This is a genomic window from Parabacteroides sp. AF19-14, from assembly GCF_003635485.1.
In the GTDB taxonomy this organism is placed as follows: domain Bacteria; phylum Bacteroidota; class Bacteroidia; order Bacteroidales; family Tannerellaceae; genus Parabacteroides; species Parabacteroides distasonis.
This window is the reverse complement of record NZ_QTMJ01000001.1, coordinates 45,141-69,190: the sequence shown is the minus strand read 5'-3', so window position 1 is coordinate 69,190 and position 24,050 is coordinate 45,141. Positions and strand designations below refer to the sequence as shown.

Annotated in this window: 20 protein-coding genes and 1 riboswitch; of the genes, 8 read left to right on the top strand and 12 right to left on the bottom strand. The window is 47.2% G+C overall.

All coding sequences use genetic code 11. The annotated features are described in order from the left end of the window. The first annotated feature begins 21 nt into the window (after positions 1 to 21). The 5 genes from DWX33_RS00295 (at position 22) to thiC (ending at position 5,312) form a co-directional block, all read left to right on the top strand. Positions 22 to 1,251, top strand: a complete 1,230-nt coding sequence (locus DWX33_RS00295) for a BamA/TamA family outer membrane protein (RefSeq protein WP_005862328.1) — start codon at positions 22 to 24, stop codon at positions 1,249 to 1,251. Between the two features lie 103 nt (positions 1,252 to 1,354). Continuing rightward, positions 1,355 to 1,452, top strand: a riboswitch (TPP riboswitch). Beyond that, entirely contained in the window at positions 1,447 to 2,295 is an 849-nt protein-coding gene (gene thiD, locus DWX33_RS00290) for a bifunctional hydroxymethylpyrimidine kinase/phosphomethylpyrimidine kinase (RefSeq protein ID WP_122145376.1), read from the top strand. It overlaps the preceding riboswitch by 6 nt. Next, the gene (locus DWX33_RS00285) at positions 2,288 to 2,884 is read left to right on the top strand and encodes a thiamine phosphate synthase (RefSeq protein ID WP_008779865.1); all 597 of its coding nucleotides are present in this window, start codon (positions 2,288 to 2,290) and stop codon (positions 2,882 to 2,884) included. Before thiD ends, DWX33_RS00285 begins: the two co-directional genes overlap by 8 nt. Beyond that, positions 2,875 to 3,603, top strand: a complete 729-nt coding sequence (locus DWX33_RS00280) for a thiamine phosphate synthase (RefSeq protein ID WP_048927289.1) — start codon at positions 2,875 to 2,877, stop codon at positions 3,601 to 3,603. Before DWX33_RS00285 ends, DWX33_RS00280 begins: the two co-directional genes overlap by 10 nt. 11 nt (positions 3,604 to 3,614) lie before the next feature. Continuing rightward, positions 3,615 to 5,312: a phosphomethylpyrimidine synthase ThiC gene (thiC, locus tag DWX33_RS00275; RefSeq protein ID WP_122379659.1), complete on the top strand. Its 1,698-nt coding sequence runs from the start codon at positions 3,615 to 3,617 to the stop codon at positions 5,310 to 5,312. A 40-nt stretch (positions 5,313 to 5,352) separates the two neighbouring features. Here thiC and DWX33_RS00270 read toward each other — a convergent pair whose 3' ends face one another. Together DWX33_RS00270 and DWX33_RS00265 are read right to left on the bottom strand one after the other, a co-directional pair. After that, entirely contained in the window at positions 5,353 to 6,189 is an 837-nt protein-coding gene (locus DWX33_RS00270; RefSeq protein ID WP_122379658.1) for a patatin family protein, read from the bottom strand. A gap of 101 nt (positions 6,190 to 6,290) precedes the next feature. Then, the gene (locus tag DWX33_RS00265; protein ID WP_005862334.1) at positions 6,291 to 7,289 is read right to left on the bottom strand and encodes a 2-hydroxyacid dehydrogenase; all 999 of its coding nucleotides are present in this window, start codon (positions 7,287 to 7,289) and stop codon (positions 6,291 to 6,293) included. A gap of 112 nt (positions 7,290 to 7,401) precedes the next feature. Here DWX33_RS00265 and DWX33_RS00260 point away from each other — a divergent pair, with 112 nt between their 5' ends. Continuing rightward, positions 7,402 to 9,360, top strand: coding sequence for a biosynthetic peptidoglycan transglycosylase (locus DWX33_RS00260; protein WP_122379741.1), 1,959 nt, complete (start codon positions 7,402 to 7,404; stop codon positions 9,358 to 9,360). Here the strand turns inward: DWX33_RS00260 and DWX33_RS00255 are convergent. The 8 genes from DWX33_RS00255 to DWX33_RS00220 all read right to left on the bottom strand — a co-directional run bounded on the left by DWX33_RS00255 (position 9,311) and on the right by DWX33_RS00220 (position 19,780). Next, entirely contained in the window at positions 9,311 to 10,486 is a 1,176-nt protein-coding gene (locus DWX33_RS00255) for a HAMP domain-containing sensor histidine kinase (protein ID WP_005862336.1), read from the bottom strand. The two genes, DWX33_RS00260 and DWX33_RS00255, sit on opposite strands and share 50 nt — an antisense overlap. Further along, the gene (locus tag DWX33_RS00250) at positions 10,483 to 11,160 is read right to left on the bottom strand and encodes a response regulator transcription factor (protein ID WP_008772182.1); all 678 of its coding nucleotides are present in this window, start codon (positions 11,158 to 11,160) and stop codon (positions 10,483 to 10,485) included. The genes DWX33_RS00255 and DWX33_RS00250 overlap by 4 nt, the downstream gene beginning before the upstream one ends. 231 nt (positions 11,161 to 11,391) lie before the next feature. After that, a complete protein-coding gene (locus DWX33_RS00245; RefSeq protein ID WP_122379657.1) occupies positions 11,392 to 14,517 on the bottom strand; it encodes an efflux RND transporter permease subunit in 3,126 nt (1,041 codons plus the stop codon). A gap of 9 nt (positions 14,518 to 14,526) precedes the next feature. Beyond that, positions 14,527 to 15,612 carry an efflux RND transporter periplasmic adaptor subunit gene (locus DWX33_RS00240; protein WP_121961134.1) on the bottom strand — a complete coding sequence of 362 codons (1,086 nt, stop codon included), beginning with the start codon at positions 15,610 to 15,612 and terminating at the stop codon, positions 14,527 to 14,529. A gap of 16 nt (positions 15,613 to 15,628) precedes the next feature. Next, positions 15,629 to 16,888: a TolC family protein gene (locus DWX33_RS00235; protein ID WP_122379656.1), complete on the bottom strand. Its 1,260-nt coding sequence runs from the start codon at positions 16,886 to 16,888 to the stop codon at positions 15,629 to 15,631. Positions 16,889 to 16,978: 90 nt separating this feature from the next. After that, positions 16,979 to 17,911: a UDP-glucuronic acid decarboxylase family protein gene (locus DWX33_RS00230; protein WP_005862346.1), complete on the bottom strand. Its 933-nt coding sequence runs from the start codon at positions 17,909 to 17,911 to the stop codon at positions 16,979 to 16,981. A gap of 10 nt (positions 17,912 to 17,921) precedes the next feature. After that, complete coding sequence (locus tag DWX33_RS00225) at positions 17,922 to 18,383, bottom strand: septal ring lytic transglycosylase RlpA family protein (protein ID WP_005857026.1); 462 nt, start codon at positions 18,381 to 18,383, stop codon at positions 17,922 to 17,924. 17 nt (positions 18,384 to 18,400) lie between these two features. Next, positions 18,401 to 19,780 (bottom strand): cytochrome c peroxidase, encoded by a 1,380-nt coding sequence (locus DWX33_RS00220; protein ID WP_005857028.1) that lies wholly within the window; start codon positions 19,778 to 19,780, stop codon positions 18,401 to 18,403. A 328-nt stretch (positions 19,781 to 20,108) separates the two neighbouring features. On the opposite strand from DWX33_RS00220, the gene DWX33_RS00215 reads away from it, so the two are divergent. Next, positions 20,109 to 20,696: a LemA family protein gene (locus tag DWX33_RS00215; RefSeq protein ID WP_005857030.1), complete on the top strand. Its 588-nt coding sequence runs from the start codon at positions 20,109 to 20,111 to the stop codon at positions 20,694 to 20,696. Between the two features lie 14 nt (positions 20,697 to 20,710). Further along, positions 20,711 to 21,682: a TPM domain-containing protein gene (locus DWX33_RS00210; protein ID WP_005862349.1), complete on the top strand. Its 972-nt coding sequence runs from the start codon at positions 20,711 to 20,713 to the stop codon at positions 21,680 to 21,682. A gap of 73 nt (positions 21,683 to 21,755) precedes the next feature. Here the strand turns inward: DWX33_RS00210 and DWX33_RS00205 are convergent, their stop codons facing one another. Together DWX33_RS00205 and DWX33_RS00200 are read right to left on the bottom strand one after the other, a co-directional pair. Then, positions 21,756 to 22,244 carry an NAD(P)H-dependent oxidoreductase subunit E gene (locus tag DWX33_RS00205; protein WP_005857033.1) on the bottom strand — a complete coding sequence of 163 codons (489 nt, stop codon included), beginning with the start codon at positions 22,242 to 22,244 and terminating at the stop codon, positions 21,756 to 21,758. Between the two features lie 3 nt (positions 22,245 to 22,247). Further along, complete coding sequence (locus DWX33_RS00200; RefSeq protein ID WP_122379655.1) at positions 22,248 to 24,038, bottom strand: NADH-dependent [FeFe] hydrogenase, group A6; 1,791 nt, start codon at positions 24,036 to 24,038, stop codon at positions 22,248 to 22,250. Positions 24,039 to 24,050 lie beyond the last annotated feature (12 nt).

Below are 24,050 nucleotides of genomic sequence, written 5' to 3'. Positions count from 1 at the left end.
CTCTAAATATTGATTAAAATAATGTTTAGATATCTTTTAATTTATATGGCCTGCCTTCTATTCGCCTTTTCCGTAAAGGCGCAAGGTATTTCCAATGACACGATTCCGAAAGAAGTGCTGATGCTGGACGGCAAGCCTATGACCGAAAAGCAAATACAACGTTATCATAAACAATTACATAAAGACTCCATACGGGCCAACAAAAGGATCTGGTGGTCTATCCTTGGCGGACCGTCTTACACGCCGGAAGCCTCCTTTGGCGTAGGTGGCGCGGTTTTGGCTAGCTTTCGCTTAAACAAGAATGATACGATATCCCAACGATCGTTTATCCCTGCGGGATTTAACATCACCTTAAACGGGACGTTCGTTTTTGCCGGTGCTGGTACCTTATTCTTCAACGAGAATCGCTTCCGTATTTATATCAGTTACGGTTATCGGAACGAACCTTCGCATTATTTCGGGAAAGGCTATGAGACGATCGAGCAAATCGAGAAGAGCGACTCGACAACGAAATTCCATAAGAGTTCTTTCCAACTATATCCCCGTTTCGTATGGGAAGTTAGGCCTCATTTATATACGGGTCCTCTTTTTGATATTAATTTCAGCAAATCAGATGATATCAACCCGGTGATGGCCGAAGATCCTTATTTCAATAAGTTCAAACGAGATTATGTCAATATCGGTGTCGGCGGCTTGATTCAATACGATACACGAAATGACGTGGCGACCCCAAGTTCCGGTATGTTACTAAGCGCGATCGCTAAAGTGTATGGAAAGTATTTAGGCGGTGCATATAATTATGAGATGTTCGAGTTAGAATACCGCCAGTTCCAGCAAGTATTTCGTCCTCGTAGCACCTTGGCATGGATCGCCAAGACACAAATCGGTGTGGGAAACGTTCCTTTTACGGAGCTTCCTTCGTTTGGCTCTCCTTTCGATCTTCGCGGATACTATTGGGGCAAGTACCGTGACAAGACCATGGCGTATGGGATTCTGGAGTATCGTCATATGTTCGGCAGCGTGGAGAAATATAAGAGCGGTAATTTCTGGGCGAAGTGTGGTTTTGTTGGCTGGGTCGGCACGGGTACGATCGGAAACGCTCCTATCGTAGACTGGAATAAATGGAAGTTCAACTACGGCGTAGGCTTACGTATCCAAATGCAACCCGGCAAGAACTTCCGCCTAGACGTAGGCAAAGACCCGAACCAAAAAGGGATGGCGGTTTATATGAATATGACGGAAGCCTTCTAAAACCAGAAGGCTCCCGTCTACGATTTATGGAAGTATAACCTTGCGTTAAAATTATTGTTTAAAAGCCGGAAATATCTTAATATCGATTTTTTTCACTAAGTTTGCGTCGTCGAAGGGGTGCCATACTATATGGGCTGAGATCATACCCTTACTACTTGATGCGGGTAATGCCGCCGTAAGAAAAACGAATGTTAGATGGATAAAAATGAAATGTACCGTTATCCGGTAGTTTTAACGATCGCGGGCTCTGATAGTGGCGGTGGTGCCGGAATACAAGCGGATATTAAGACTTTTTCCTCGCTGGGGGTTTTTGGAGCCTCGGCGATAACGGCTATAACCGCTCAAAACACACAGGGAGTGCGAGGGATCCAAGCGATCTCTCCCGAGATTTTGAGAGGACAAATCGAAGCTATTCTTGAGGATTTCATCGTAGATGCCGTAAAAATAGGGATGCTACATAACAAGGATGCCGTAAAGGTCGTATCTGAAACTTTATCTTCCTTCCAACAGACTTCTATCATTTTAGATCCAGTGATGATATCCACGAGCGGAAGTAAATTATTGGAGGATGACGCCATCCGAACCATCATTGATGAGTTGTTCCCTAAAGCGACACTGCTTACTCCGAATATTCCCGAGACGGAATATCTTTCCGGTATAAAAATCAATAACGAGGCGGATATCTTACTTGCCGCCCGGAAATTGCAGGAAAAAGGATGTAACGCTCTATTGATCAAGGGGGGGCATATTCCCGGAGTAGAAACGGTGGATCGGTTATTTATCAATGAGAATAATCCGATTTGTCTGGTCTCGCCAACAGTGGAGACCTTCAATACCCATGGAACGGGCTGTACGCTATCGTCCGCCATCGCCGCTTATATGGCACTCGGCCATTCATTGGTGGAAGCCGTACGATTAGCCAAGGAATATATGAATAACGCGCTCGTTCACGGGGCAAATGTATGCATGGGAAAAGGGCACGGACCTGTAAACCACTTCTTCTCACCCTCTGCCCTTCATAAAATCCGATGGAATCATGAATAAGCTGGTCGTAATTACTACACCTTATTTTTTCGCGGATGAAGCTTCTTTGATCGAACTTCTATTTGCGGAAGGAATGTCTCGTTTACATCTACGTAAACCGGATTGTAAACGTGATGAATTGGAGGGCTTATTGGATAACATCTCTCCGGCCTATTACGACAGGATCGTTCTTCATGATTGGTTTACCTTGGCAGAAGAAAGGGCTTTAGGAGGAGTCCATTTGAACAAGAGGAACCCGGAAGCTCCACCTTTATATAAAGGCAGTATAAGTCGTTCTTGCCATAGTCTGGAAGAGATTATCGAGTATAAACCGGTATGCGACTATGTATTCCTTAGTCCGATCTTTCAGAGTATATCCAAAGAAGGATATGGTAGCGGATTCCCCTTAGATGGATTGCGAAATGCGAAGGGCATCATCGATGATAAGGTGATCGCCTTGGGAGGAATCTGCTTACAAACAATAACGAAATTAAGAGATATCCCCTTCGGCGGTGTCGCCGTTCTCGGGGCCCTTTGGGGAAACGATCCCTCCCTTCTTGTTGCGGATCAACTCATAAAACAATTCAAACGATTACAAGTATGGCCTTAAATTATTATTTCGGATATGATGAGAATGGAAGAGTCGGTCGGAGAACAACCGGATTACGCCCTCCTTTTGGTGGGAGTAACCGCTTGATGTTTATAACGCATCGTACACCTAAATATACGGAATGCGACGAGGTACGCATGGCAATCCAAGGAGGATGTTCGTGGATACAATTGCGTATGAAAGACGGGATCTATGAGGATACCGTACGTAAATGTGCCACTATCTGCGCGGACGAATGTGAGCGAATCGTGGATTTCTGCGTAAACGATGATCTGGAAGCCGCCGTGACATGTGGCGCTACGGCTTGTCATCTAGGCAAGAATGACATTCCCTTGGATATCGCTTGGGAAGTACTGAAAGACAAGTTGGACTCCAATGCCATCTTCTATATCGGGGCTACGGCTAACACGTTCGAGGATATCCGGCTGGCCGTAGAACGAGGCGCCTCGTATATCGGACTAGGGCCGTATCGCTTTACAGGTACCAAGAAGAATTTGAGTCCCATCTTAGGTTTGGAAGGTTATCGTAAAATTATCGTTCAATGTAAGGAGGCTGGCATTGATATTCCTATCTTCGCGATAGGTGGTATTACGCTGGAAGACGTAGGCCCTTTGATGGAGACGGGTATAACCGGAATCGCTGTTTCGGGCGCGATTATCAATGCCCCCGATCCCGTGGAGGAAACCCGCCGGTTTATAGAGGAAATCAATAAGTACTAAACTAAATACATATGGCTACTAAAAAGAATATGCGTATTTCCTATCCGTCCTCGGAAAAGATTTATGTCCCGGGCGAGATCAATAAGATCAAGGTTGGTATGCGTAAGATTAAATTGTTGGACACGGTAACCTTGGATGAGCATGGAGAGCGAATCTTCAAGAAGAACAATCCGGTAATCGTTTACGATACGAGCGGCCCGTATTCCGATCCCAAGATATCGATTGATATCGCTAAAGGACTTCCTCGTATACGTGAGGAGTGGTACGGTAAGCGTAAAGATGTGGTTCAATTGCCGGAATTGACTTCCGCTTATGGCCGTGAGCGATTGGCGGACGCGAGTCTGGATTCCCTGCGTTTCCCCAAGCGATACTTGCCTTTCCGGGCTAAAGAGGGTAAGAATATCACCCAGATGTATTATGCGAAGAAGCGCATTATCACTCCGGAAATGGAGTACGTGGCGATTCGTGAGAACCAGCAAATCGAGGCTTTGGGACTGAAGTCGTATATCACGCCGGAGTTCGTCCGCAAGGAAATCGCCGCCGGTCGCGCGATCATCCCGGCGAATATCAATCACCCGGAAGCCGAGCCGATGATTATCGGTAAGAAGTTCTTGGTAAAGATCAATACCAATATCGGCAACTCCGCTCTTTCCTCCGGTATCGACGAGGAGATCGAGAAGGCGATATGGAGTTGTAAATGGGGCGGAGACACGTTGATGGATCTCTCTACCGGCGATAATATCCATGAGACGCGCGAGTGGATTATCCGTAACTGCCCGGTTCCGATGGGTACGGTTCCTATTTATCAAGCCTTGGAGAAGGTGAATGGTAAGGTAGAGGACCTTTCTTGGGAGATCTATCGGGATACGTTGATCGAGCAGGCGGAACAGGGCGTGGATTATTTCACGATCCACGCGGGTTTGTTGCGTAAACATGTGGAGCTGACGGCGACTCGCCTGACGGGGATTGTCTCCAGAGGCGGATCTATCATGGCTAAATGGATGCAGCTTCATGACGAGGAAAACTTCCTGTACACACATTTCGCCGAAATCTGCGAGATACTAAAGGCATATGACGTGGCGGTCTCTATCGGAGACGGGCTTCGCCCCGGTTCTATCTATGACGCGAACGACGCGGCACAATTCGCCGAGCTTCACACGATGGGAGAACTGACGAAAATAGCTTGGGAGCAGTTCGTACAAGTGATTATCGAAGGCCCGGGCCATGTTCCCATGAATAAGATTCATGAGAATATGAAGGAACAACAGTATGCCTGCCATGGAGCGCCGTTCTATACGTTGGGCCCGTTGACGACCGATATCGCTCCTGGATACGATCATATCACGTCGGCTATTGGTGGCGCGCAAATCGCTTGGCATGGGACGGCTATGATCTGCTATGTTACGCCGAAGGAGCATTTGGGATTGCCGAATAAGGAAGACGTGCATAATGGGGTGGTCGCTTATAAGATAGCGGCGCATGCCGCTGACTTGGCGAAAGGGCATCCCGGCGCTCAAGTACGTGATAATGCGTTGAGCAAGGCCCGTTTTGATTTCCGCTGGAAAGACCAGTTCAATTTGTCCTTGGACCCGGAAAGGGCTTTACAGTATTATAAGGAGAGTGCTGTTACGGATGGAGAGTACTGTACGATGTGCGGTCCTAATTTCTGCGCTATGCGGTTAAGTAAGGATTTGCAAGGTTGTAAATAAAATACTGTTTTGAGGGGATGAGACGGGGCATGCCCCGTCTCTACAATTGAGTGATTTGTCTTCCGCATTCGTAGCCTTCCTCATATAGTTCTTCCAGTTTCTTTGTGTCGCTTCCGGTACGGCCGACTTTAATCGGGCTTTGTGGACGGATGACGAAGGCTTTTCCTTCGGCCTCCAGTTGGTCTATGTAATCCAAGACCTCGTTGTACCGCCGGTATCGTAGTCGCAACTGTTCCCGGATCGCCGGGTATTTGTTATAAATAAAGCCGGGAAGGTAAAAATCTTTCTCTTCTTTCCGATAGCCTTTGTTACGGGTAAGGATGATGACGTTCTTGGAGAAGCCGTCGGCGATAGCCCGTCGGATAGGGATAGCGTCGCATACGCCTCCGTCGACCATCGGTATCCCGTCTACATACGTAATTGGACAGAGGATCGGTAATGTGCAAGATGCTTTACAAATATCCACCAAACGTTTCTTATCTTTCTTCTCCTCGAAATATTCCGCTTTACCCGTCAAGCAATTGCTCGTGACCATAACGAACCGATCCTTGGACTTGAAATAGGTATCGTAATCCAACGGATAATACAAATCCGGATAGACATAAAACAAGAAATTCAGATCGATATATCCCCTTCCCCGTAAGAAATGACGAAGACCTATGTAATTATATTTCTTCAATAGGTCGATATTGCTAAAACGGGAGCGTCCCCGCTGGCGGGAAGCATACGAGATACCGTTACTCGCGCCCGCCGATACTCCGATCGTATAAGGAAACCAAATATCATGATCCATAAAATAATCCAATACTCCCACCGTAAATATGGCACGCATTCCGCCACCTTCCAACACCAAACCTGTCTGACTATCTATTTCCATATATATACCTCTGAATTAAAAAAGCCATTGCTGGGTTCCCACCAAGCAATGGCCACAAAAATATAATAAATCAGCGATAAATAATAGTTCCTTTTTAGAATTTACTTGGTCACTTCGTTCACTAAGGGACGGCCTTCCTCGAAATCCTTGATGTTCCGCAAGGTAGTCTCGGCGATATTATGCAGAGCCTCTTTCGTGAAAAACGCCTGATGGGAAGTAACGATCACATTGTTGAACGAGAGCAGACGGGCCAAGACATCATCATCGATAATCTTATCCGATTTATCCTCGTAGAAATAGTCTCCCTCCTCCTCGTAGACATCCAATCCAGCGGCGGACACTTTCTTGGTCTTCAATCCCTCGATCAAGGCGTTGGTATGAATCAGTAACCCGCGTCCCGTATTGATAATCATTACGCCGTCTTTCATCTTGGCGATCGAATCGTCGTTGATCAGATAACGGGTCTGGTCAGTCAACGGGCAATGCAAGGAAATGATATCGGACTCTTTGTATAACTCGTCTAAAGAGACATAGGTGATCCCTTCCTCCTTGGCGAATTTCTCATCCGGATACAGGTCGTTTGCCAATACACGCATCCCCAATCCTTTTAAGATATGAATCAATATCTTGGCGATCTTTCCGGTACCGATAATACCGGCGGTCTTGCCATGCATATCAAATCCCATCAAGCCATTCAAGGAGAAGTTGCCATCTCTCGTACGCCAGTATGCCCGGTGTATCTTACGGTTTAACGATAACATCAAGGCCAACGTATATTCAGCGACCGCATAGGGTGAGTAGGCCGGTACGCGTACGACCGGTAATTTCCCCCTGGCGGCATTCAAATCCACATTATTAAAACCGGCGCAACGAAGCGCCAACAGTTTCACACCATTGGCAACCAAAGCGTCTATTACGGCGGCATCAGCCGTGTCGTTCACGAAAATACATACTGCGTCTACCCCTTGGGTTAAGACGACATTATTGATATTCAAATGTCCTTTATAGTAACGAATATCGAACTCATACCGCTCATTGATCTTATCGAAAGAAGCGATGTCGTAGGGTTTAGCACCAAAAAACGCGATCTTATACGCCATATAACTTTAGTTTTTTAATATAACTAAATTAAGCCCTTGATTGTTTATCGAAAAAGAAATCCATTCGTTTAATTATAGTACTTTTGTCCGCTGGGTAACAATATAGATGAGCATGAATCAATCCCATAAAAGATCTTTTATAGCAGTTCTTATTTTTATTGGCTTTCTCTTGTTTATGGCATTTTGGGGCATCGACCTGATCTTAGGGGCGTATGCGGGACATAAATTGAGTAAACTTGCCGAAAGGCATCATCTTGACATACGCTATGATAAGATCCGGTTGATGGGGCTGAGTACCGTACGTATGGAGGGATTGACCGTTATCCCGATTGATGCTGATACGTTGATACATGCGGACAGGCTTCAAGCGAAACTGGAGCTTGGCAGATTATTGCTACTTACCCCTTCCATAGAGAGTGTACAAGCGGATAATTTGCATATTCATTTTATTAAGAAGGGAGAGAGAGCTAATTTTGATTTCCTTTATAAACCATCGAATCACCCAGGTGAGCCAGAGGAAACAGCTGTAGATGATAAGGAACGGGATTACGCACGCAAGGCTGAACGCTCCCTTAGTCTCCTTTTCAATTTATTGCCCGGAAATGCCTTGGTACATGATTTATGTGTTTCTTATAGTAATAAAGGAGATGAACTAATACTAGAGATACCCGAACTCAATCTTGCTAACAATCAATTCTCTACGCATATAAACAGCACGGAGAACGGAGTTCGCCGCGAATGGATTTGCGAAGGCTCTCTCTCTGATAAGGAGCGACTCGTGAAAGCCCGTCTCTACGCCGACGAGCATACGAAGATTCCTCTTCCTTTTCTGGAATATCGTTGGGGGGCATCGGTACGTTTCGACACCTTGGCCTTCGAGCTTAAGGGACCTAAAATAGAAGAAGACATACAATCCTTACTCGGAAGCGCCTATGTGAGCGGGCTTACCATCCACCAAGAGCGTATATCTCCGGACACGGTCTTACTGGATAAAGGCTCTATACACTTCCGGACAAACATCGGTAAGAACTATATCGAATTAGATAGCGTCAGTGATATCCGGTTTAATCATCTGGATTTCCATCCTTATCTGAAGATCGTTAAAGATACCAGTTGGCAAATCACGGCCTCTGTGAATAAAGGGGATTTCCCTGCGGATCAACTGTTCTCCTCCCTGCCTAAAGGCTTATTCTACAATCTGGAAGGCCTGAGAACAGAAGGTACCCTCTCCTATCATTTTCGATTGGATCTGGATTTCGGACAGGTAGACAGCTTGATCTTGGAATCTACTTTGAAAGCGAAGGACTTCCAGATCCTTGCCTATGGGAATACGGATTTGCGGAAGATGAATGAGCCATTTGAATATACTGTCTATGAGCAAGGCGAGCCGGTACGCTCTTTCGAGATCGGTCCGGCGAATCCCTCTTTCCGCCCGTTCAACGCCGTATCCCGTTATCTTCCTTTAGCGATCATGCAGAGTGAGGATGCCGGCTTCTTTTATCACAACGGTTTTATTCCAAGCGCTATCCGGGAATCGTTGATACAGGATATCAAGGAACGACGTTTCGCCCGTGGCGGCAGTACGCTCAGCATGCAATTGGTGAAGAATGTATTCTTGAGCCGTAATAAGACGATCGCCCGCAAACTGGAGGAAATGTTAATCGTATGGCTGATCGAGAGCAATCATCTGACCTCTAAAGAGCGGATGTTTGAGGTTTATCTGAACATCGCCGAATGGGGTCCCATGATTTATGGAGCCGCCGAGGCCTCACGTTATTATTTCGCGAAGGAACCTTCCCAATTAAACCTTGCCGAGTGCATTTTTATGGCCAGTATTATCCCCAAACCCAAACAGGTCCGCTATTGCTTCGACGGGTTGCGGTTGAAGCCGTATTATGAGGATTTTTACAGGGTAATACTGGATCGCTTGGTAGATCGCGGACTTATATCTTCGGAAGAGGCGGTAGGGGTAACGCCGGAGTCTGTCGAAATAACAGGTCCGGCTAAAGAATATCTGACGGCTACCCAAAGTCGATCTCCACGCTCGTCCCAACCCCTAGATCAGAAATAATATTCACCTTCGCCCCATAGGTGCTCAATATGCGTAGCGAGAGGCTTAGCCCGACACCATGCCCGGCGTATTCCCGGGTATTGCTCGCCCTGTAAAAGGGTTGGAAGATTCGTTTCAATTCCTCGGGAGGAATGCCGATACCTCGGTCGGATATGGTCAAGACACTGCCTCGAAGCCGCATCTCTACCGGTTTATCGTCCGAATACTTACAGGCGTTGCTCAAGATATTCTTGATCGCTATCTTCAATAAATAGGGATTGGCACTGATCATATAAGAGAAATTATCCGGGGAGAACGAGATCCGGGCCGAGGAGAACTGCATCAAGAAGTCCGCTAGGAAGATCGTCTCCATCGCGCTTTTCTGGATCTCCTTATCCCCGTGCGACAGGAACAGCAGGTGTTTGATCAATTGTATGATACGGCTCGTCTCCGTGGCGATACGTCTTAATGCCGCTTGGTATTCCTCCGGGGAGCGCTCTTTCAGCAGGCTGATCTCGCATTCGCCTTGAATGGCTGTCAGCGGATTGTTCAACTCATGCGAGGCGTTGCTGATAAACGCTTTCTCACTTTGGTAAGCTGCGTCGATCCGGTCTACCATCCGGGTCGCATATAGTCTGCCGACAAAATAGATCAATACCGAGCTAACCAATATCAATCCCAGCAACAGCCAGCCGATCCGATGCTGGATATCCATCCCATACTGATTCCCGGAAAGGACAATCACGATGAAATTCCCCTCGTTGTCGGGATAATACAAAGCCGCTCCCATTTGCGTATCGTGCTTGAAGTGAACGATATCCTCTTGGTATAGAGATCTCACCTGCGTGGCGTCCAGATAACGGGACAGTACTTGCCGGGTCTCCAAGCTATCGGCGTTCAGCAATATTTCGGTAGCGACGGGAAGGGTTTCCTCGTAACGCTGTTGGATACGGGCATAGCTCTCGTCGTCGGTCTCGTCCTTCTCCCAATGCTTCTGTGCCGTGGCATAGGCTTTTTCCGTCAGGTAAGAATAGTACAGGCGAGAGATATAGCTCGTGGAAACCAAATAGAAGACAAGCGTCACGACGGCTATCACGCCTATGGTAATGGCCGAGTAAAAGAGAGCGATCTTGTTTCCTGTCTTCATGCTTCCATCATATAGCCCACACCCACCACGGTATGGATTAGCTTAGGTTCGAAGTCCTTGTCTATCTTCGTGCGCAAATAATTCACGTAGACATCAACCACGTTCGTATTGGTATCGAAATCCTTGTCCCAGACATTCTTTAGCAAGTTCATCCGGCTCAAGGCCGTTCCTTGGTTCTGTATGAAATATTCCAAGAGCCTATATTCCTTTACGGTCAAATCGATGACCTGCCCATTCCGTATAGCCCGATGGCTTGGAGGATCTAAGACCAGATCCCCGCACCGGAGAGCCATATGGACGGATTCGTTTCCCGATCGGCGTAATAACGCCTTTATGCGGGCCTCGAGCTCTTGGAAGCTGAAAGGTTTTACCAGATAATCATCCGCCCCGGCATCCAGCCCGCTAACGATATCCTCGGTGGTCCCCAAGGCGGTCAGCATGATCACGGGGGCATGGTAACCGAACCGTTGCCGGTACTGTTTGCAAAGTTGCAGGCCATTCATCTTCGGCATTATAATATCCAGAATCAGCAATTGGAAATCGTTCTTCTGTGTCAGTTCCCAACCGGCGGCACCGTCATAAGCGACATATACCTCATGCCCGAACTCCCGCAAGCCTCTTTCTATAAAAGAGGCGATGTTTATCTCGTCTTCTACTAATAATATCTTCGCCATTGTATCGTATGTATTAATTAAGAATGTCCATCATTAGTAATGCGTACTTAGGGTGATGCTAATCGTATCACAGAGGTGAATCGTTCTTTTCACGGTTGTGATACGATCGTTTCACCTCTGTGATATGATCTTTTCACAGCCGTGAAAAGATCAGTAAGTATAATCCTTTCGCATAATAACTCCAGTCGCCCTCCCTAATAGTTCCGGACTTTCTTGCTACAAATATAGCAATTACAACCTACGTTGCACTAATTTACCGTTCTTATCATAAAGCATTCGTCGATAAAAAGCCTCCACCATCAACGGAAAGACAAAGAGGGTGAAGAACGTGGCTCCTATTAATCCGCCAATGATCACGATCGCCAAAGGACGCTGGCTTTCCGATCCGATACCGTGGCTCAAGGCGGCCGGAAGCAGGCCGATAGCGGCCATGGAGGCGGTCATTAATACGGAACGTACCCTTGATTTCACGCTCATCTTGATCGAATCTTCCAGAGGATGCCTCTCCCGCAGGTTATTCTTGATGTCCGATATCATGATCACGCCATTCTGTATACAGATACCGAAGAGGGCGATAAAGCCGATACCGGCGGAGATCGAGAAGTTGAAACTCGTGATTAATAGGGCCAAGATACCTCCGACGGCGGCGTAAGGCACGTTTAATAAGACCAGTCCGGCATCCCGGGCGTTGCCGAAAAGGACGAATAGGATCACGAAGATGATCGCTATACTTACGGGGACGACTTGGGCCAAGCGTTTGGTAGCCCGTTGTTGGTTCTCGAAATCTCCGGTCCATTTCAAGGTATAGCCTTCGGGGAGCTTTACCTGCCTCTCCACTTTCCGCTGGGCTTCAGCCACGGCGCTACCCATGTCGCGGCCCCGGACCGAGAATTTCACGGCGCAGAAACGAGCGTGGTTATCCCGGTAGATAATCAACGGGCCGGTAATCGTATGGATATCCGCCAGCTCGCGGATAGGAATCATGGAACCATCCTTCGCCGGAACCAGTATCTTGCCTATCTCATTCTCGCTACGGCGAAAAGCGGATTCGTAGCGGACCATGATATTGAACTTACGCTCGTCCTCATAAAGCAGGGAGGCGCTCTTACCTCCTATCGCCATCTCGATAATGGATTGCACGTCCTCCTTGGCCACGCCGTAGCGGGCTAAACGAGACTCGTTCAACTCGATCCGTAGCTCCGGCTGGCCGATATTCCGGATAACGCCCAGATCCTCGATACCGTCTACGGTCTCCAAGACCTTGAAAACTTCTACCGCCTTTTTCTCCGACTCGTATAGATCCTTACCGAAGACTTTCACGGCGATGGAACCTTTCACGCCGCTGGCCGCTTCCTCTACATTGTCCGAGATAGGCTGCGAGAAGTTAAAATCCACGCCCGGATAGATCGCCAGATCCTCTTGCATCTTCTCGATCAGACCCGCTTTCGAGCGTTCGCTTTCCCACTCTTTCTCGGGATATATATCCACATGGAACTCGATGTTGTAGAAACCTGTCGCATCCGTGCCATCGTTCGGCCGGCCGGTTTGCGACAAGACCTGACGAACCTCCGGATAAGCCGCCAGCTTCCGGCGCATCTGGTTGGCCAACGTAACGGATTCATCCAAAGATATACTTTGCGGTAAGGTCGCACGGATATAAATAGAGCCCTCGTTCAGTTGCGGGAGAAACTCGCTGCCCAACAAGGTGAAGCACCAGATACCTACGGAGGCTACCAGCGTGGCGAACGTGATCGTCCGCTTCTTACGGGCGTGGCACCAGTCGAAAATACCGATCGACTTCCGATTGATCCACGCGAGGAACGGATTATGTTTCTCACGCACCTCTTTCTTTAATAGCATGGAAGATAGGACGGGTACCAATGTCAACGTAAAGATCAACGCTCCCAACAAGGCGAACCCCAAGGTATAAGCGAGCGGGCTGAACATCTTTCCTTCCACCTTCTGGAAAGAGAAGATCGGGACCAAGGCGGTGATGATAATCAGCTTAGAGAAGAAAACCGCTTTCGCACGGTCCTTCGCCGTATGACGGATAATACCCATCTTACTCATCAAATTGAAAGCGGGCATGCCGACTTCACGGGCTTTCCGGTCCAATGCCACGAAAAGCCCCTCCACCATCACGACGGCGCCATCGATAATAATACCGAAGTCGATCGCTCCCATAGATAAGAGGTTGGCGCTCATCCCCATCGCCCGGAGACAAATAAAGGCGAAGAGGAGTGCCAACGGGATAATGATCGACACGATCACCGTCGTACGCCAATCCGCCATGAAGATTAATACGATGAAAGTTACCAGCAGAATACCTTCCGCCAGATTATGTGTTACGGTCTTGACCGCCAGATCTACCAGATTCTCACGATCGTAGAACGATACGATTCGCACGTCTTCCGGCAAGGCGTTTTGTTGGATATCCTTGATCTTATCCTTCAAGGCGGCGATTACCTCGCCGGGGTTCTCCCCTTTTCGCATGACAACGATGCCTTGTACGACATCATCTTCCTCCATGCGGCCGACTTGCCCTAGGCGGGGAAGACTGGATTCGTGCACGGTAGCCAAGTGCTTGACAAGGATTGGCGTGCCATTGATATTCTTTACGACGATATTCTCGATCTCTTTTACATCGTTAATCAAGCCGATACCCCGCACGACATAGGCTTGCGAGCTTTTCGTGATCACGTCGCCGCCTACGTTGATATTACTTTTCGCGATAGCGTCATAAAGTTCCAAGGTCGTTACCCCGTAACTGATCAGTTGATTCGGGTTGACGCTAACCTCGAAAGTCTTTACCTCTCCTCCGAAGCTGACGATATCCGCTACACCGGGTACGGCCCGCAACTTCCGCTCGATCACCCAATCCTGCAAAGTCTTCAATTCCCGGACGGAACGCTTATCGCTACATAATGTATAGCGGAAGATCTCGCCGGTCGGACCATATAAGGGCTGCACTTCCGGCGTGACCCCTTCCGGCAGGTCGGCGTCGTTCAAGAGATTATAAACTTGCTGGCGGGCGAAGAAATCATCCACCTTATCTTCGAACATCACGTTGATGACGGAAAGCCCGAAAAGGGTCGTGCTCCGGATATCCGTCTTTTTCTGTACCGGGTTCATGGCGATCTCGATCGGGATCGTGATAAACTTCTCGATCTCCTCGGCGCTCCTGCCCGGCCATTGGGTGATAATCGTCACTTTCGTATTCGTCACATCCGGAAACGCGTCGATCGGCGTATGGATAAAGCTGGTGATACCGGCGATTACGGCGATCGTGGTACAGAAGAAGATAAAGAATTTGTTCCGGAGGGAGAACGTTATGATATTATCTATGAATGTGTGCATATCGTCCGGTTACTTTAATTCGTTATACACCAAAAGAGCGTTCCGATCTACGATCCGATCCCCATCCTTCAAGCCGGATCGCAGGTAACAGAACTTCTCGGTTTGCTTATACACCGAGATCTCACGCATTTGCAAATATCCCTCCTTCGAGACATAGACAACGTATTCTTTACCATCCTCGAAAATCACGGCATGGGCGTTTACGCAAGGCATACTTTCTCCTTTTACCGCGCTCTGTACATATACGTTCGTAAACATTCCGGGTTTAAGCATATACTTCTCGTTCCTTAATTTGACTCTTACGCTCATGGTCTTACTTTCTCGGTCCAGCATATGATAGACCTTATCGATCGTTCCCGTAAACTCCATATCCTTATAGGCCAAAGTGGTGATACGAACGGTAGCCCCCTCTTTTACCTTGCTGATATCTCCCTCATAGACATCGGCCATCACCCAGACATCGTCGAGACCGGAAATGGTAAACATCTCCTCCCCTTGATCGGAACGGATCTGCATATCCCGGTTTATATTCTTATCGATGATAAAGCCGGAGACCGGCGCTTTCACCACATAGGTAGATGGGTCTGTTATGTTATAAATAGAATACATTTCTTGGATACGTTTGGTCTCGGCCTCGGCATCGGCTTGCTCTTGCTGGGCTTGCAGGAAGTCCCGGTCGGAAGCCATACCGCTCCGGGCCATATCTTGGGTAGCCTCCAAGTTACGGTTAGCGATAGCCAGTTGATGCTCGGCCTCCTTTCGCTGCTTGTCGATATCAGCGATCTCGCCGCTCCGGATCACCGCTAGGACATCTCCTTTCCCCACGTAATCGCCAACTTCCGCATGAATGGAGGTGACATTTCCACCAAATATCGGATACACATGGGCCACTCGCTCCGGATTGAAACTGACACGGCCATTGAGCAATAACTCGTTGGTTAATGGTGTGTCACGAACCGTATCCAGTGTTATAATCTCCTGTAAACTGTCATTTAATAGTAAAGGTTCCCGGGTATCGACCGAGGTGGTCGCCTGTTTCCCGCAGGAACATACCAAGGGTACTAAAAGGATGCATGTGATTAGATGCTTATTCATATCATTTGATTTGCTTTTAATAGTTGAATACATGGCTACCCGTTACGGTATTTACCTCCTCCAAGGCCAGTAACACTTCTTTTTGAGTTTGGTAAAGTTGCAAGCAGGTTGTTTTGTAGGTCTCATAATAATCGATAAACTCAAGGAGACTGATATTCCGTTTTTGGAAATTCAAGTTCACGCCTTCGATAATCAAGGCGAAATCCTTCTCCAATCCATAGTTCGAGGAACGATAAAGCTGAATCGCCTTTTCCAATCGGGCATAGCTGGTGAATAATTCATTCTCGGCCTGGCGGCGTGCGTATTCTTCCTTATGGGCCTTTTGAGCGACAGATATTTTCGCCGCCCGGATATTCCCTTGATTCCGGTTAAATATAGGGAGAGAGACGCTCAATCCGATCGCCCAATAATCATTGATAAAGTTACCGGCCTTATCATACGTACCCTTTACGCTCACTTCCGGGAAAGCGAGGGAACGTTGTAATTTCACGTCCGCCTCCGAAGCCTTGATGCTTACTTGCGCCAACTTAAGATCCGGACGTTCGTATAATAAAGAGGTCAATTCAGAGAAAGGGACGGAGTCCATATCGATCTGGTTCAACACAGACTCATCGAATATCGGCTCGAAGGTATCATTGCCGGATATTCCTAGTAAAAGCCGCATGTCTCCTTGAAGGGAGATTGCTTGATTGGCGATATCATTCCGCTCTTGCCGCAAGGAAAGCAATAGGGCCTCGATACGGGACTTCTCTAATAAAGAAACATTCCCTTTCTCATTCTGCTCCTTGAGAACCTCCAGCAGATGAGCCAAAGAATCGATCTCACGATCGTAAATGGATTGGGATTTCCGGGTGAAATAAAGCGTTACGAATTTCTCCTTCAACTCGCTCCGGAGGGTTCTCAATACCTCTTCGAATTGGTAAAGGGCCATTTCCTTATGGATCTTCTCCAAACGGACACGTTTGTTTCGCTGTCCGGCGATATAGATCAACTGTTCCACCTCTACGATCGTTTCCCCTTGTTTCCCGAAATCAAAGTAACGTCCGTTCAACCGGTTATAAACATTTTGCTCCAAAGAGACCACGGGATTCTCGAAAAGTTTGGCCTGTACTACTTGGGCCTCGGCTATATCGATATTATACCGTTCGGCTATCACTTCCAGATTGTGTTCAGAGAAACGTTGCTCGGACTCTTTCAAGGAGAGGGAGACAACAGAGGCTTTCGCCCCAGAGAAAAGAAGAGATAAAAAAAGTAAAAGAGTGACTTGTCTGTCCATTTGCGTTAAATTTTACGCAAAGGTAGAAGTCACTCTTTTATCGCTTATGAATATTTAGTTAGAATACTCTTAGGCCAAATTAGAAATTTATTAGAGAGATTTAAAGTATAATATCGTTTTCTTTAATCCTTCCTCCAAACAAACCGTAGGTTCCCACCCATCTAATTTCTCTTTGGCCAACGTAATATCGGGCTTACGTTGCTTGGGATCGTCTCCCGGCAACGGGCGGTATACGATCTTAGAGGAGGAGTTTGTCAAACGGATCACGATCTTGGCCAACTCGTTCATCGAGAACTCTCCCGGGTTTCCGATATTTACCGGGCCGATAAAATCATCCGAGGTATTCATCATACGAATCATCCCCTCGATCAAATCGTCTACATATTGGAAACTACGAGTTTGGTTTCCATCCCCATAAATCGTAATGTCCTTATTTTGTAATGCCTGTATAATGAAATTAGAGACGACACGGCCATCGTTCGTACTCATATTAGGCCCATACGTATTAAAGATGCGGATGATTTTAATGCGAACCTTGTTTTGGCGATGGTAATCCATAAATAAGGTCTCGGCGCAACGCTTGCCCTCGTCATAACAAGAGCGAGGCCCTATCGGGTTGACATTTCCCCAATAGCTTTCCGGCTGCGGGTGTATCATGGGATCTCCATACACCTCACTGGTAGATGCTTGTAATATCTTAGCGTTCACCCGTTTTGCCAGACCTAACATATTGACCGCTCCTAACACGGATGTCTTGATCGTCTGTATCGGATCTATTTGATAATAAACTGGAGATGCGGGACATGCCAAATTATAAATCTCATCGACCTCGGCTTGGAACGGTATAGAAACATCATGCCTGATCAACTCGAAATGTGGATTTTTCAGCAGAGGAATCACATTCTCCTTACTTCCCGTAAAATAGTTATCCAGACAAATTACTTCATTTCCTTCTTCTAAAAGACGGGCACATAAATGAGAACCGATAAAGCCGGCGCCCCCGGTGATAAGTATTTGCTTCATTATATTAAATTTATTTCGTGAATTTCACCCTATAAGGTGGATCCGGACGTAAATAATCTATATCCAGATAAGGAATCTTAGGATAGATCAAGTCCAGATAGCGGAGGTCTAAGGGGCCGGGAACGACTTCTATCCGTACCTTAGCGACACCTTTATCGATAAAATCCAATATCTCGGCGGCGCTCGCTGATACATCAATGATTCGTTTTCTATAACGAGGTCCACGATCCGTTACGCATACAATGGTACTTTTCATATTCTCCAAGTTCGTGACTCTTAAAAAAGTACCAAAAGGATACGTACGATGCGCGGCGACTAATTCTTCTTTATCATGAACCCTTCCACTGGATGATTTCCTGCCGTGGAAACGATGATGGTAATACGAAGCAAGTCCTTCCTCCTGTGCCCATATTCCTTCTCCACACTTAACTGCGGCAAATATAAGTAATATGTAGAACAAGCGGAAGGACATGTACCTTTTTTAATCAATTATTGAAGCATTTTTCCATTATATTCTCCGTTCAAAGTTCCTAGAAAAACAACGATTTTTTCAACTTCTACATCATTGATCTCCTTTCCGATCTGGAACTCATGCATGATACGGATCGCATCCTCCACGGAGGCTACGGTTCCGTCGTGCATGTACGGATAAGTCAGCATCACGTTACGAAGTGTCGGGGTTTTGAACTTATGACGATCGGATTCTTTCTTAGTCACGGCATAGCGTCCGTTATCACCGTCCGTCAACCCTGTATTCCGGTAATCGAAATAGCTGTTCTTGATACCCATGAACTCGTAAGATTGACCACCGACATTTACACCAACGTGGCAAGTAGCGCATTTATTGTCCTTGAATAGTTGATAGCCCTCTAATTCTTCCGCTGTAAGCGCGTTTTTATCTCCCATCAAGTATTTGTCGAAACGACTCGGCGTAAGCAAGGTCTTCTCAAACTCAGCGATAGCGTCCGTGATCGTAGATTGAGAATAACCTTCCGGATACACTTCCGTGAATTTCTTCGTGAAATCCTTATCTTGCGCTAAAGCCTCGCAAATCTGGTCGAATGAGGTACAACCCATTTCCACTGGGTTCAATGGAGGACCAGCCGCTTGCTCTTTTAGGTCTGCCGCACGTCCGTCCCAAAATTGAACGAAATTAAGCGCCGCATTATATACGGTCGGAGCGTTAACACCACCGAACTGTCCATTAATACCTTCCGAATATTGCTTACGGTCTACACCACCTGTGTTCAATCCGTGGCAAGTAGCGCAAGAGATCGTATTGTCCGCAGACAAACGAGTATCATGATACAGGGCAAAACCCAACTCTACCTTCGCCGGATCTGTAGGCAAGCTCTTCATTAGAGGCTGAAGAGGCTCATTCTTAAATTCTTCCGCTACGGTTTCGGTCGTGAAACGATCTTTACGGACATTCTTCGCCCATGAAATGATCACCGCTTTCTCATTGTCGTCAAGGCTAGTTCCCCAGTGCATCGGCATATGGGAATACTTAGCCGGGGGCATAGAGCCGCTTAGGGCCGTATTCTCCACCTTCGCCAAATCAACCTCTGAAACGGGCTGCCCGTTCTCCAAGGCTTCCACCATAGCAGTCAAGTCCACATAGTGAACGGCCTCCTTCATGTCTGCCTGTACTACGGGACCGATCAACGGTAAATTACCGTAAAATGGCAGAGGCGCATTTTCAGAGTGGCAGGCCAAACAGTCGTTTTCCCGCAGGATAGAGGCCACTTGCTTACCTTCATTGTCGGCAAATTTCTTGTATTCGGAAGAACCGCACGAGGTAACCGCAAAGGCTAAAGCGCAGAGTCCTACCGGTAATGCCGTCATTTTAGCATAAATTGTTTTACGCATAACTATATTTATTTAGATTTATTAAGTGCAAATATAGAACAATTCACTTACATGTACCCTAAAAGCCTTGGATTTCATTGATCAGTTTTATCTATGGGAAGATAAATAGAATCTATGCGGTGGGCTTCCATCCGCAGCATCGCGGCAAGCTCCTTCCTATAATGCCCAGTATGAGGTTCTAACAATGGGCAATATAAGGATGTTACAATGCCCATTATAAGCAGCTAACAATCGCAGTTATAAGCAGCCGCCAATCGCTATGTGGATAATCCGATTTTTTTATATAGCTTTGCCTCATTATGTATAATCAATAAATTATAAGGCAAAGATGTTTAAGAACAAAGTTGTATGGATTATCATCGCTATCGTAGCGATATTATTCTTTTGGGTGAAAGGTGTGTATAATAATATGGTAACTCAAGACGAAGGCGTGAAAACCGCATGGAGTCAAGTTGAGAACCAATATCAACGCCGTATGGATTTGATCCCGAATCTGGTAAATACGGTAAAAGGATACGCCGCACATGAGAAAGAGACTTTAGAAGGTGTGGTCAACGCTCGTGCCGAGGCGACGAAGACTACGATTGATCCTTCTAACCTTACTGAGGAATCCTTGAAGAAATTCCAGTCCGCACAGGGTGAGTTAGGAAATGCCCTCTCCCGTTTGATGCTTGTTTTAGAGCGTTATCCAGACTTAAAAGCGAATCAAAACTTTATGGAGCTTCAAGCGCAATTGGAAGGGACCGAAAATCGTATCTCAGTAGAGCGTAAACGTTTTAATGAGGTAGCTCAGTCTTATAATACCTATATTCGCCAATTCCCGAACAATATTTTGTCCGGAATGTTCGGCTTCCAATCGAAAGCTTATTTCGCCGCTGAATCCGGTGCGGAAAAGGCTCCTAAGGTAGAATTCTAATAGCCATTCGCTGAATGAGTGAGATAAAGAATATAAGATCTAGGCGCAAGTGTCCGGTAAGCCTTTTATGGATCAGTTTATTGCTGGTTGGTTTTGCCTCCTCTATTTTCGCGGCAAAGGATTATTCGATCGAGACCATTCCGAACGTACGTCTTTCCAACCGGTTGAACCATGTCAGTAATCCGGATGGTATCATTACCCCGGATGACGCGGCACGTATCAATCAATTATTAAATGTAGTGGAAGATAGTCTCGGTATCGAGGTAGCTGTCGTTGCCGTGAATAGCATCGGGGATCAGGATGCCCGGATGTTCGCCACAGATCTATTTAAGCATTGGGGCTTGGGGCAGAAGAGCAAGGATAATGGTTTATTGATCCAGTTGGTGACGGAACCTTCCCAACGTTCGGTCGTTTTCGAGACGGGATATGGCATCGAGGGTGTCTTACCCGATGCGATTTGCTACCGGCTCCAGCAGCGGTATATGATGCCCGATCTAAAGGCCGGGGATTATAGCGCCGGCATGTTGAAAGGAGTCATGGCGGTTACCAAGTATTTAATGTCCAGCGACTATGAACGGGCAGGCATGACTGGCAACCGTTCTTCTTCCTCGTCCGATGATGATTTTATGTGGATATTCGTGGTGGGGATTATCGGGATGATCGGTTTCTCGGCGTTTATCGCATACTTAAAGTATCGTCCGAAGGCATGCCCCCGTTGTGGAAAGAAAACCTTTGTGTATATGGGGCAGCAGGTGATCCGGGAAGCGACTCGTTTTTCGGAAGGTCTGGCCGAAGATGTATATCGCTGTAAGAGTTGCGGGTATACAGAGAAAAAAAATCGTACCATCGACCGCATACACCGAGGAGGAGGTGGCCCTATTATTATGGGGGGCGGTGGTGGTTTCGGAGGTTTTAGCGGAGGCGGCGGTGGCGGCTCTTGGGGAGGTGGAAGCTCCGGGGGTGGCGGTTCGATCAGTCGTTTCTGAAAATACGATTATTCGCATTATTTTATACAAGCGGTCACGTAAAACCTTATGTGACCGCTTGTGTTTTCGTATCTTATTGCTCTTTCAGATAGTAGTCGGAAAGTATATCCCGTACCTTCTCGGGAGTAACCCTTCCATAGACCTTCCCGCCGATCATGACCACCGGAGCCAATCCGCAAGCACCGACACAGCGTAAGCAATCCAAGGAGAACAAACCGTCCGGTGTAGTCTCTCCTACCTTTATTTCCAATTGACGTTGCATTTCTTCCAGAACATTTTCCGCGCCACGCACGTAACAGGCCGTTCCCAGACAAACCGAGATGGGGTATTTCCCCTTGGGGGTCATCGTAAAGAATGAGTAAAAAGTAACTACGCCATATACCCTTGAGACCGGGATATTCAATTCGGCGGCGATAACCTGTTGGACTTCCGGTGGTAAATATCCGAACAAGCCTTGGGCGGCGTGCAAGATATTGATCAACTCCCCGGGATCGTTGTTGCGTTCAGCGCATATCGCATGTAGCTCCGCTACTTTTGTTTTAGGCAAATGTATCTCATTCATGGCTTATTTACTTTTTTCAGTTTCTATATACATACCGATTACTTCCTTACGATCTATGTAATGGGTATGCAGTAATTTGTGGGCTTTCGGTCCGCAAGGCTCTCCCAAATACTCGCTGTATAATTGCTGGATATACGGATTCTCATGGCTCTTGCGAAGCGGTTTGTTAGCGTCTTCCCGGTAAAGAGCGGCAGCACGCCGGCGAAGTACCTCCATACGGCCTCGGTGGAACGGTTGTCCGCCACCGCCGATACAGCCTCCCGGACAAGCCATCACCTCGATCGCATGATAAGGAGAGGTACCGTTCTTCACCTCCTCGATCAATTTGCGGGCATTCCCCAGACCATGAGCGATACCGATCTTTACCGGAGTCCCATTAAAATCGATGGTAGCGCTACGAATACCTTCCAGCCCGCGTAACTCCTCGAAGTCCACTTTATCCAGATTTTTCTTCGTATATAATTCATAAGCAGTACGGCAAGCGGCCTCGATAACACCTCCGGTAGTACCGAAGATCACGCTCGCTCCGGTAGATTCACCCAACGGGCGATCGAACTCACCATCCGGCAGTTCATTGAAATCTATATTCGCATAACGGATTAAACGGGCTAACTCACGGGTATATATCGAATAATCTACATCGGGATTACCTTCCACGCTAAACTCCGGGCGGCTAGCCTCATACTTCTTCGCCAAACAAGGCATGATAGATACGACTACCAAATCCTTACGGTCCACTCCCAACTTCTCGGCGAAATAACTCTTGGCGATCGCTCCGAACATTTGCTGCGGGCTCTTGGCTGTAGATAAATTATCCCGTAACTCGGGGAAATGTTGTTCCACAAAGCTAACCCAACCCGGACAACAGCTCGTCATTAACGGTATTTTCACCTCTTTGTCTCCATTTAGGTAACTACCTAGGCGATGTAATAATTCCGTTCCCTCTTCCATAATGGTCAAGTCGGCGGCAAAGTCCGTATCGAATACATAATCAAAACCCAATTGACGCAAAGCTGAAACCATCTTGCCTGTAACCAATGTACCCGGCTCATACCCGAAATCACGTCCCAACGCTGTGCGAACCGCCGGCGCTGTCTGGGCGATAACAATTTTAGTAGGATCGGCCAAAGCGTCCAAGACCGGCTGTTGCGTATTACGTCCGCTAAGTGCGTTTACAGGACAGACGGATACGCATTGTCCACAATAAGAACAGGTACTTCCGGCCATATCCCGTTCGAAAGCTGTCGATACGGCCGCGTTAAATCCACGGTTCACGGCAGTCAAGGCGCCAACCGTCTGTATCGTATTGCACATGGTCTCACAACGGCGGCACATGATGCATTTGTTCATGTTCCGGACAATAGAAGGGGAACGATCTATCATAAATGTAGACATTTCTCCCTTATACCGGATCTCGCGGATTCCTAGGTCGTGCGCGATCTTTTGTAACTCGCAATGTCCGTTGCTACTACATGTCAGGCATTCCGCCGGATGATTCGAGAGGATCAGCTCCATCACCGTCCTGCGGGCATTCATTACCCGAGGGGTATGTGTCCGTACGACCATACCTTCCGTACATTCCATTTTACAGGATGGGGCTAAATTTCTACGTCCCTCGATCTCTACGACACAAATACGGCAAGCTCCCGGATTATTCTCATAATGCAAATCCTCCAGTTTCATATAACAGAGTGTCGGGATATGAATACCTACACTTTTTGCCGCATCTAAAATGGTGGTTCCTCTCGGCACTTCCACCTCTTTATTATCTATGATTAATTTAATTGTTTCCATGATTGTAAATGA

Excerpts from the sequence above, each read along its gene's own strand:
- DWX33_RS00295 (WP_005862328.1), top strand. The coding sequence starts at position 22 with ATGTTTAGATATCTTTTAATTTATATGGCCTGCCTTCTATTCGCCTTT.
- thiD (WP_122145376.1), top strand. The coding sequence starts at position 1,447 with ATGGATAAAAATGAAATGTACCGTTATCCGGTAGTTTTAACGATCGCG.
- DWX33_RS00285 (WP_008779865.1), top strand. The coding sequence starts at position 2,288 with ATGAATAAGCTGGTCGTAATTACTACACCTTATTTTTTCGCGGATGAA.
- DWX33_RS00280 (WP_048927289.1), top strand. The coding sequence starts at position 2,875 with ATGGCCTTAAATTATTATTTCGGATATGATGAGAATGGAAGAGTCGGT.
- thiC (WP_122379659.1), top strand. The coding sequence starts at position 3,615 with ATGGCTACTAAAAAGAATATGCGTATTTCCTATCCGTCCTCGGAAAAG.
- DWX33_RS00270 (WP_122379658.1), bottom strand. The coding sequence starts at position 6,189 with ATGGAAATAGATAGTCAGACAGGTTTGGTGTTGGAAGGTGGCGGAATG.
- DWX33_RS00265 (WP_005862334.1), bottom strand. The coding sequence starts at position 7,289 with ATGGCGTATAAGATCGCGTTTTTTGGTGCTAAACCCTACGACATCGCT.
- DWX33_RS00260 (WP_122379741.1), top strand. The coding sequence starts at position 7,402 with ATGAATCAATCCCATAAAAGATCTTTTATAGCAGTTCTTATTTTTATT.
- DWX33_RS00255 (WP_005862336.1), bottom strand. The coding sequence starts at position 10,486 with ATGAAGACAGGAAACAAGATCGCTCTCTTTTACTCGGCCATTACCATA.
- DWX33_RS00250 (WP_008772182.1), bottom strand. The coding sequence starts at position 11,160 with ATGGCGAAGATATTATTAGTAGAAGACGAGATAAACATCGCCTCTTTT.
- DWX33_RS00245 (WP_122379657.1), bottom strand. The coding sequence starts at position 14,517 with ATGCACACATTCATAGATAATATCATAACGTTCTCCCTCCGGAACAAA.
- DWX33_RS00240 (WP_121961134.1), bottom strand. The coding sequence starts at position 15,612 with ATGAATAAGCATCTAATCACATGCATCCTTTTAGTACCCTTGGTATGT.
- DWX33_RS00235 (WP_122379656.1), bottom strand. The coding sequence starts at position 16,888 with ATGGACAGACAAGTCACTCTTTTACTTTTTTTATCTCTTCTTTTCTCT.
- DWX33_RS00230 (WP_005862346.1), bottom strand. The coding sequence starts at position 17,911 with ATGAAGCAAATACTTATCACCGGGGGCGCCGGCTTTATCGGTTCTCAT.
- DWX33_RS00225 (WP_005857026.1), bottom strand. The coding sequence starts at position 18,383 with ATGTCCTTCCGCTTGTTCTACATATTACTTATATTTGCCGCAGTTAAG.
- DWX33_RS00220 (WP_005857028.1), bottom strand. The coding sequence starts at position 19,780 with ATGCGTAAAACAATTTATGCTAAAATGACGGCATTACCGGTAGGACTC.
- DWX33_RS00215 (WP_005857030.1), top strand. The coding sequence starts at position 20,109 with ATGTTTAAGAACAAAGTTGTATGGATTATCATCGCTATCGTAGCGATA.
- DWX33_RS00210 (WP_005862349.1), top strand. The coding sequence starts at position 20,711 with ATGAGTGAGATAAAGAATATAAGATCTAGGCGCAAGTGTCCGGTAAGC.
- DWX33_RS00205 (WP_005857033.1), bottom strand. The coding sequence starts at position 22,244 with ATGAATGAGATACATTTGCCTAAAACAAAAGTAGCGGAGCTACATGCG.
- DWX33_RS00200 (WP_122379655.1), bottom strand. The coding sequence starts at position 24,038 with ATGGAAACAATTAAATTAATCATAGATAATAAAGAGGTGGAAGTGCCG.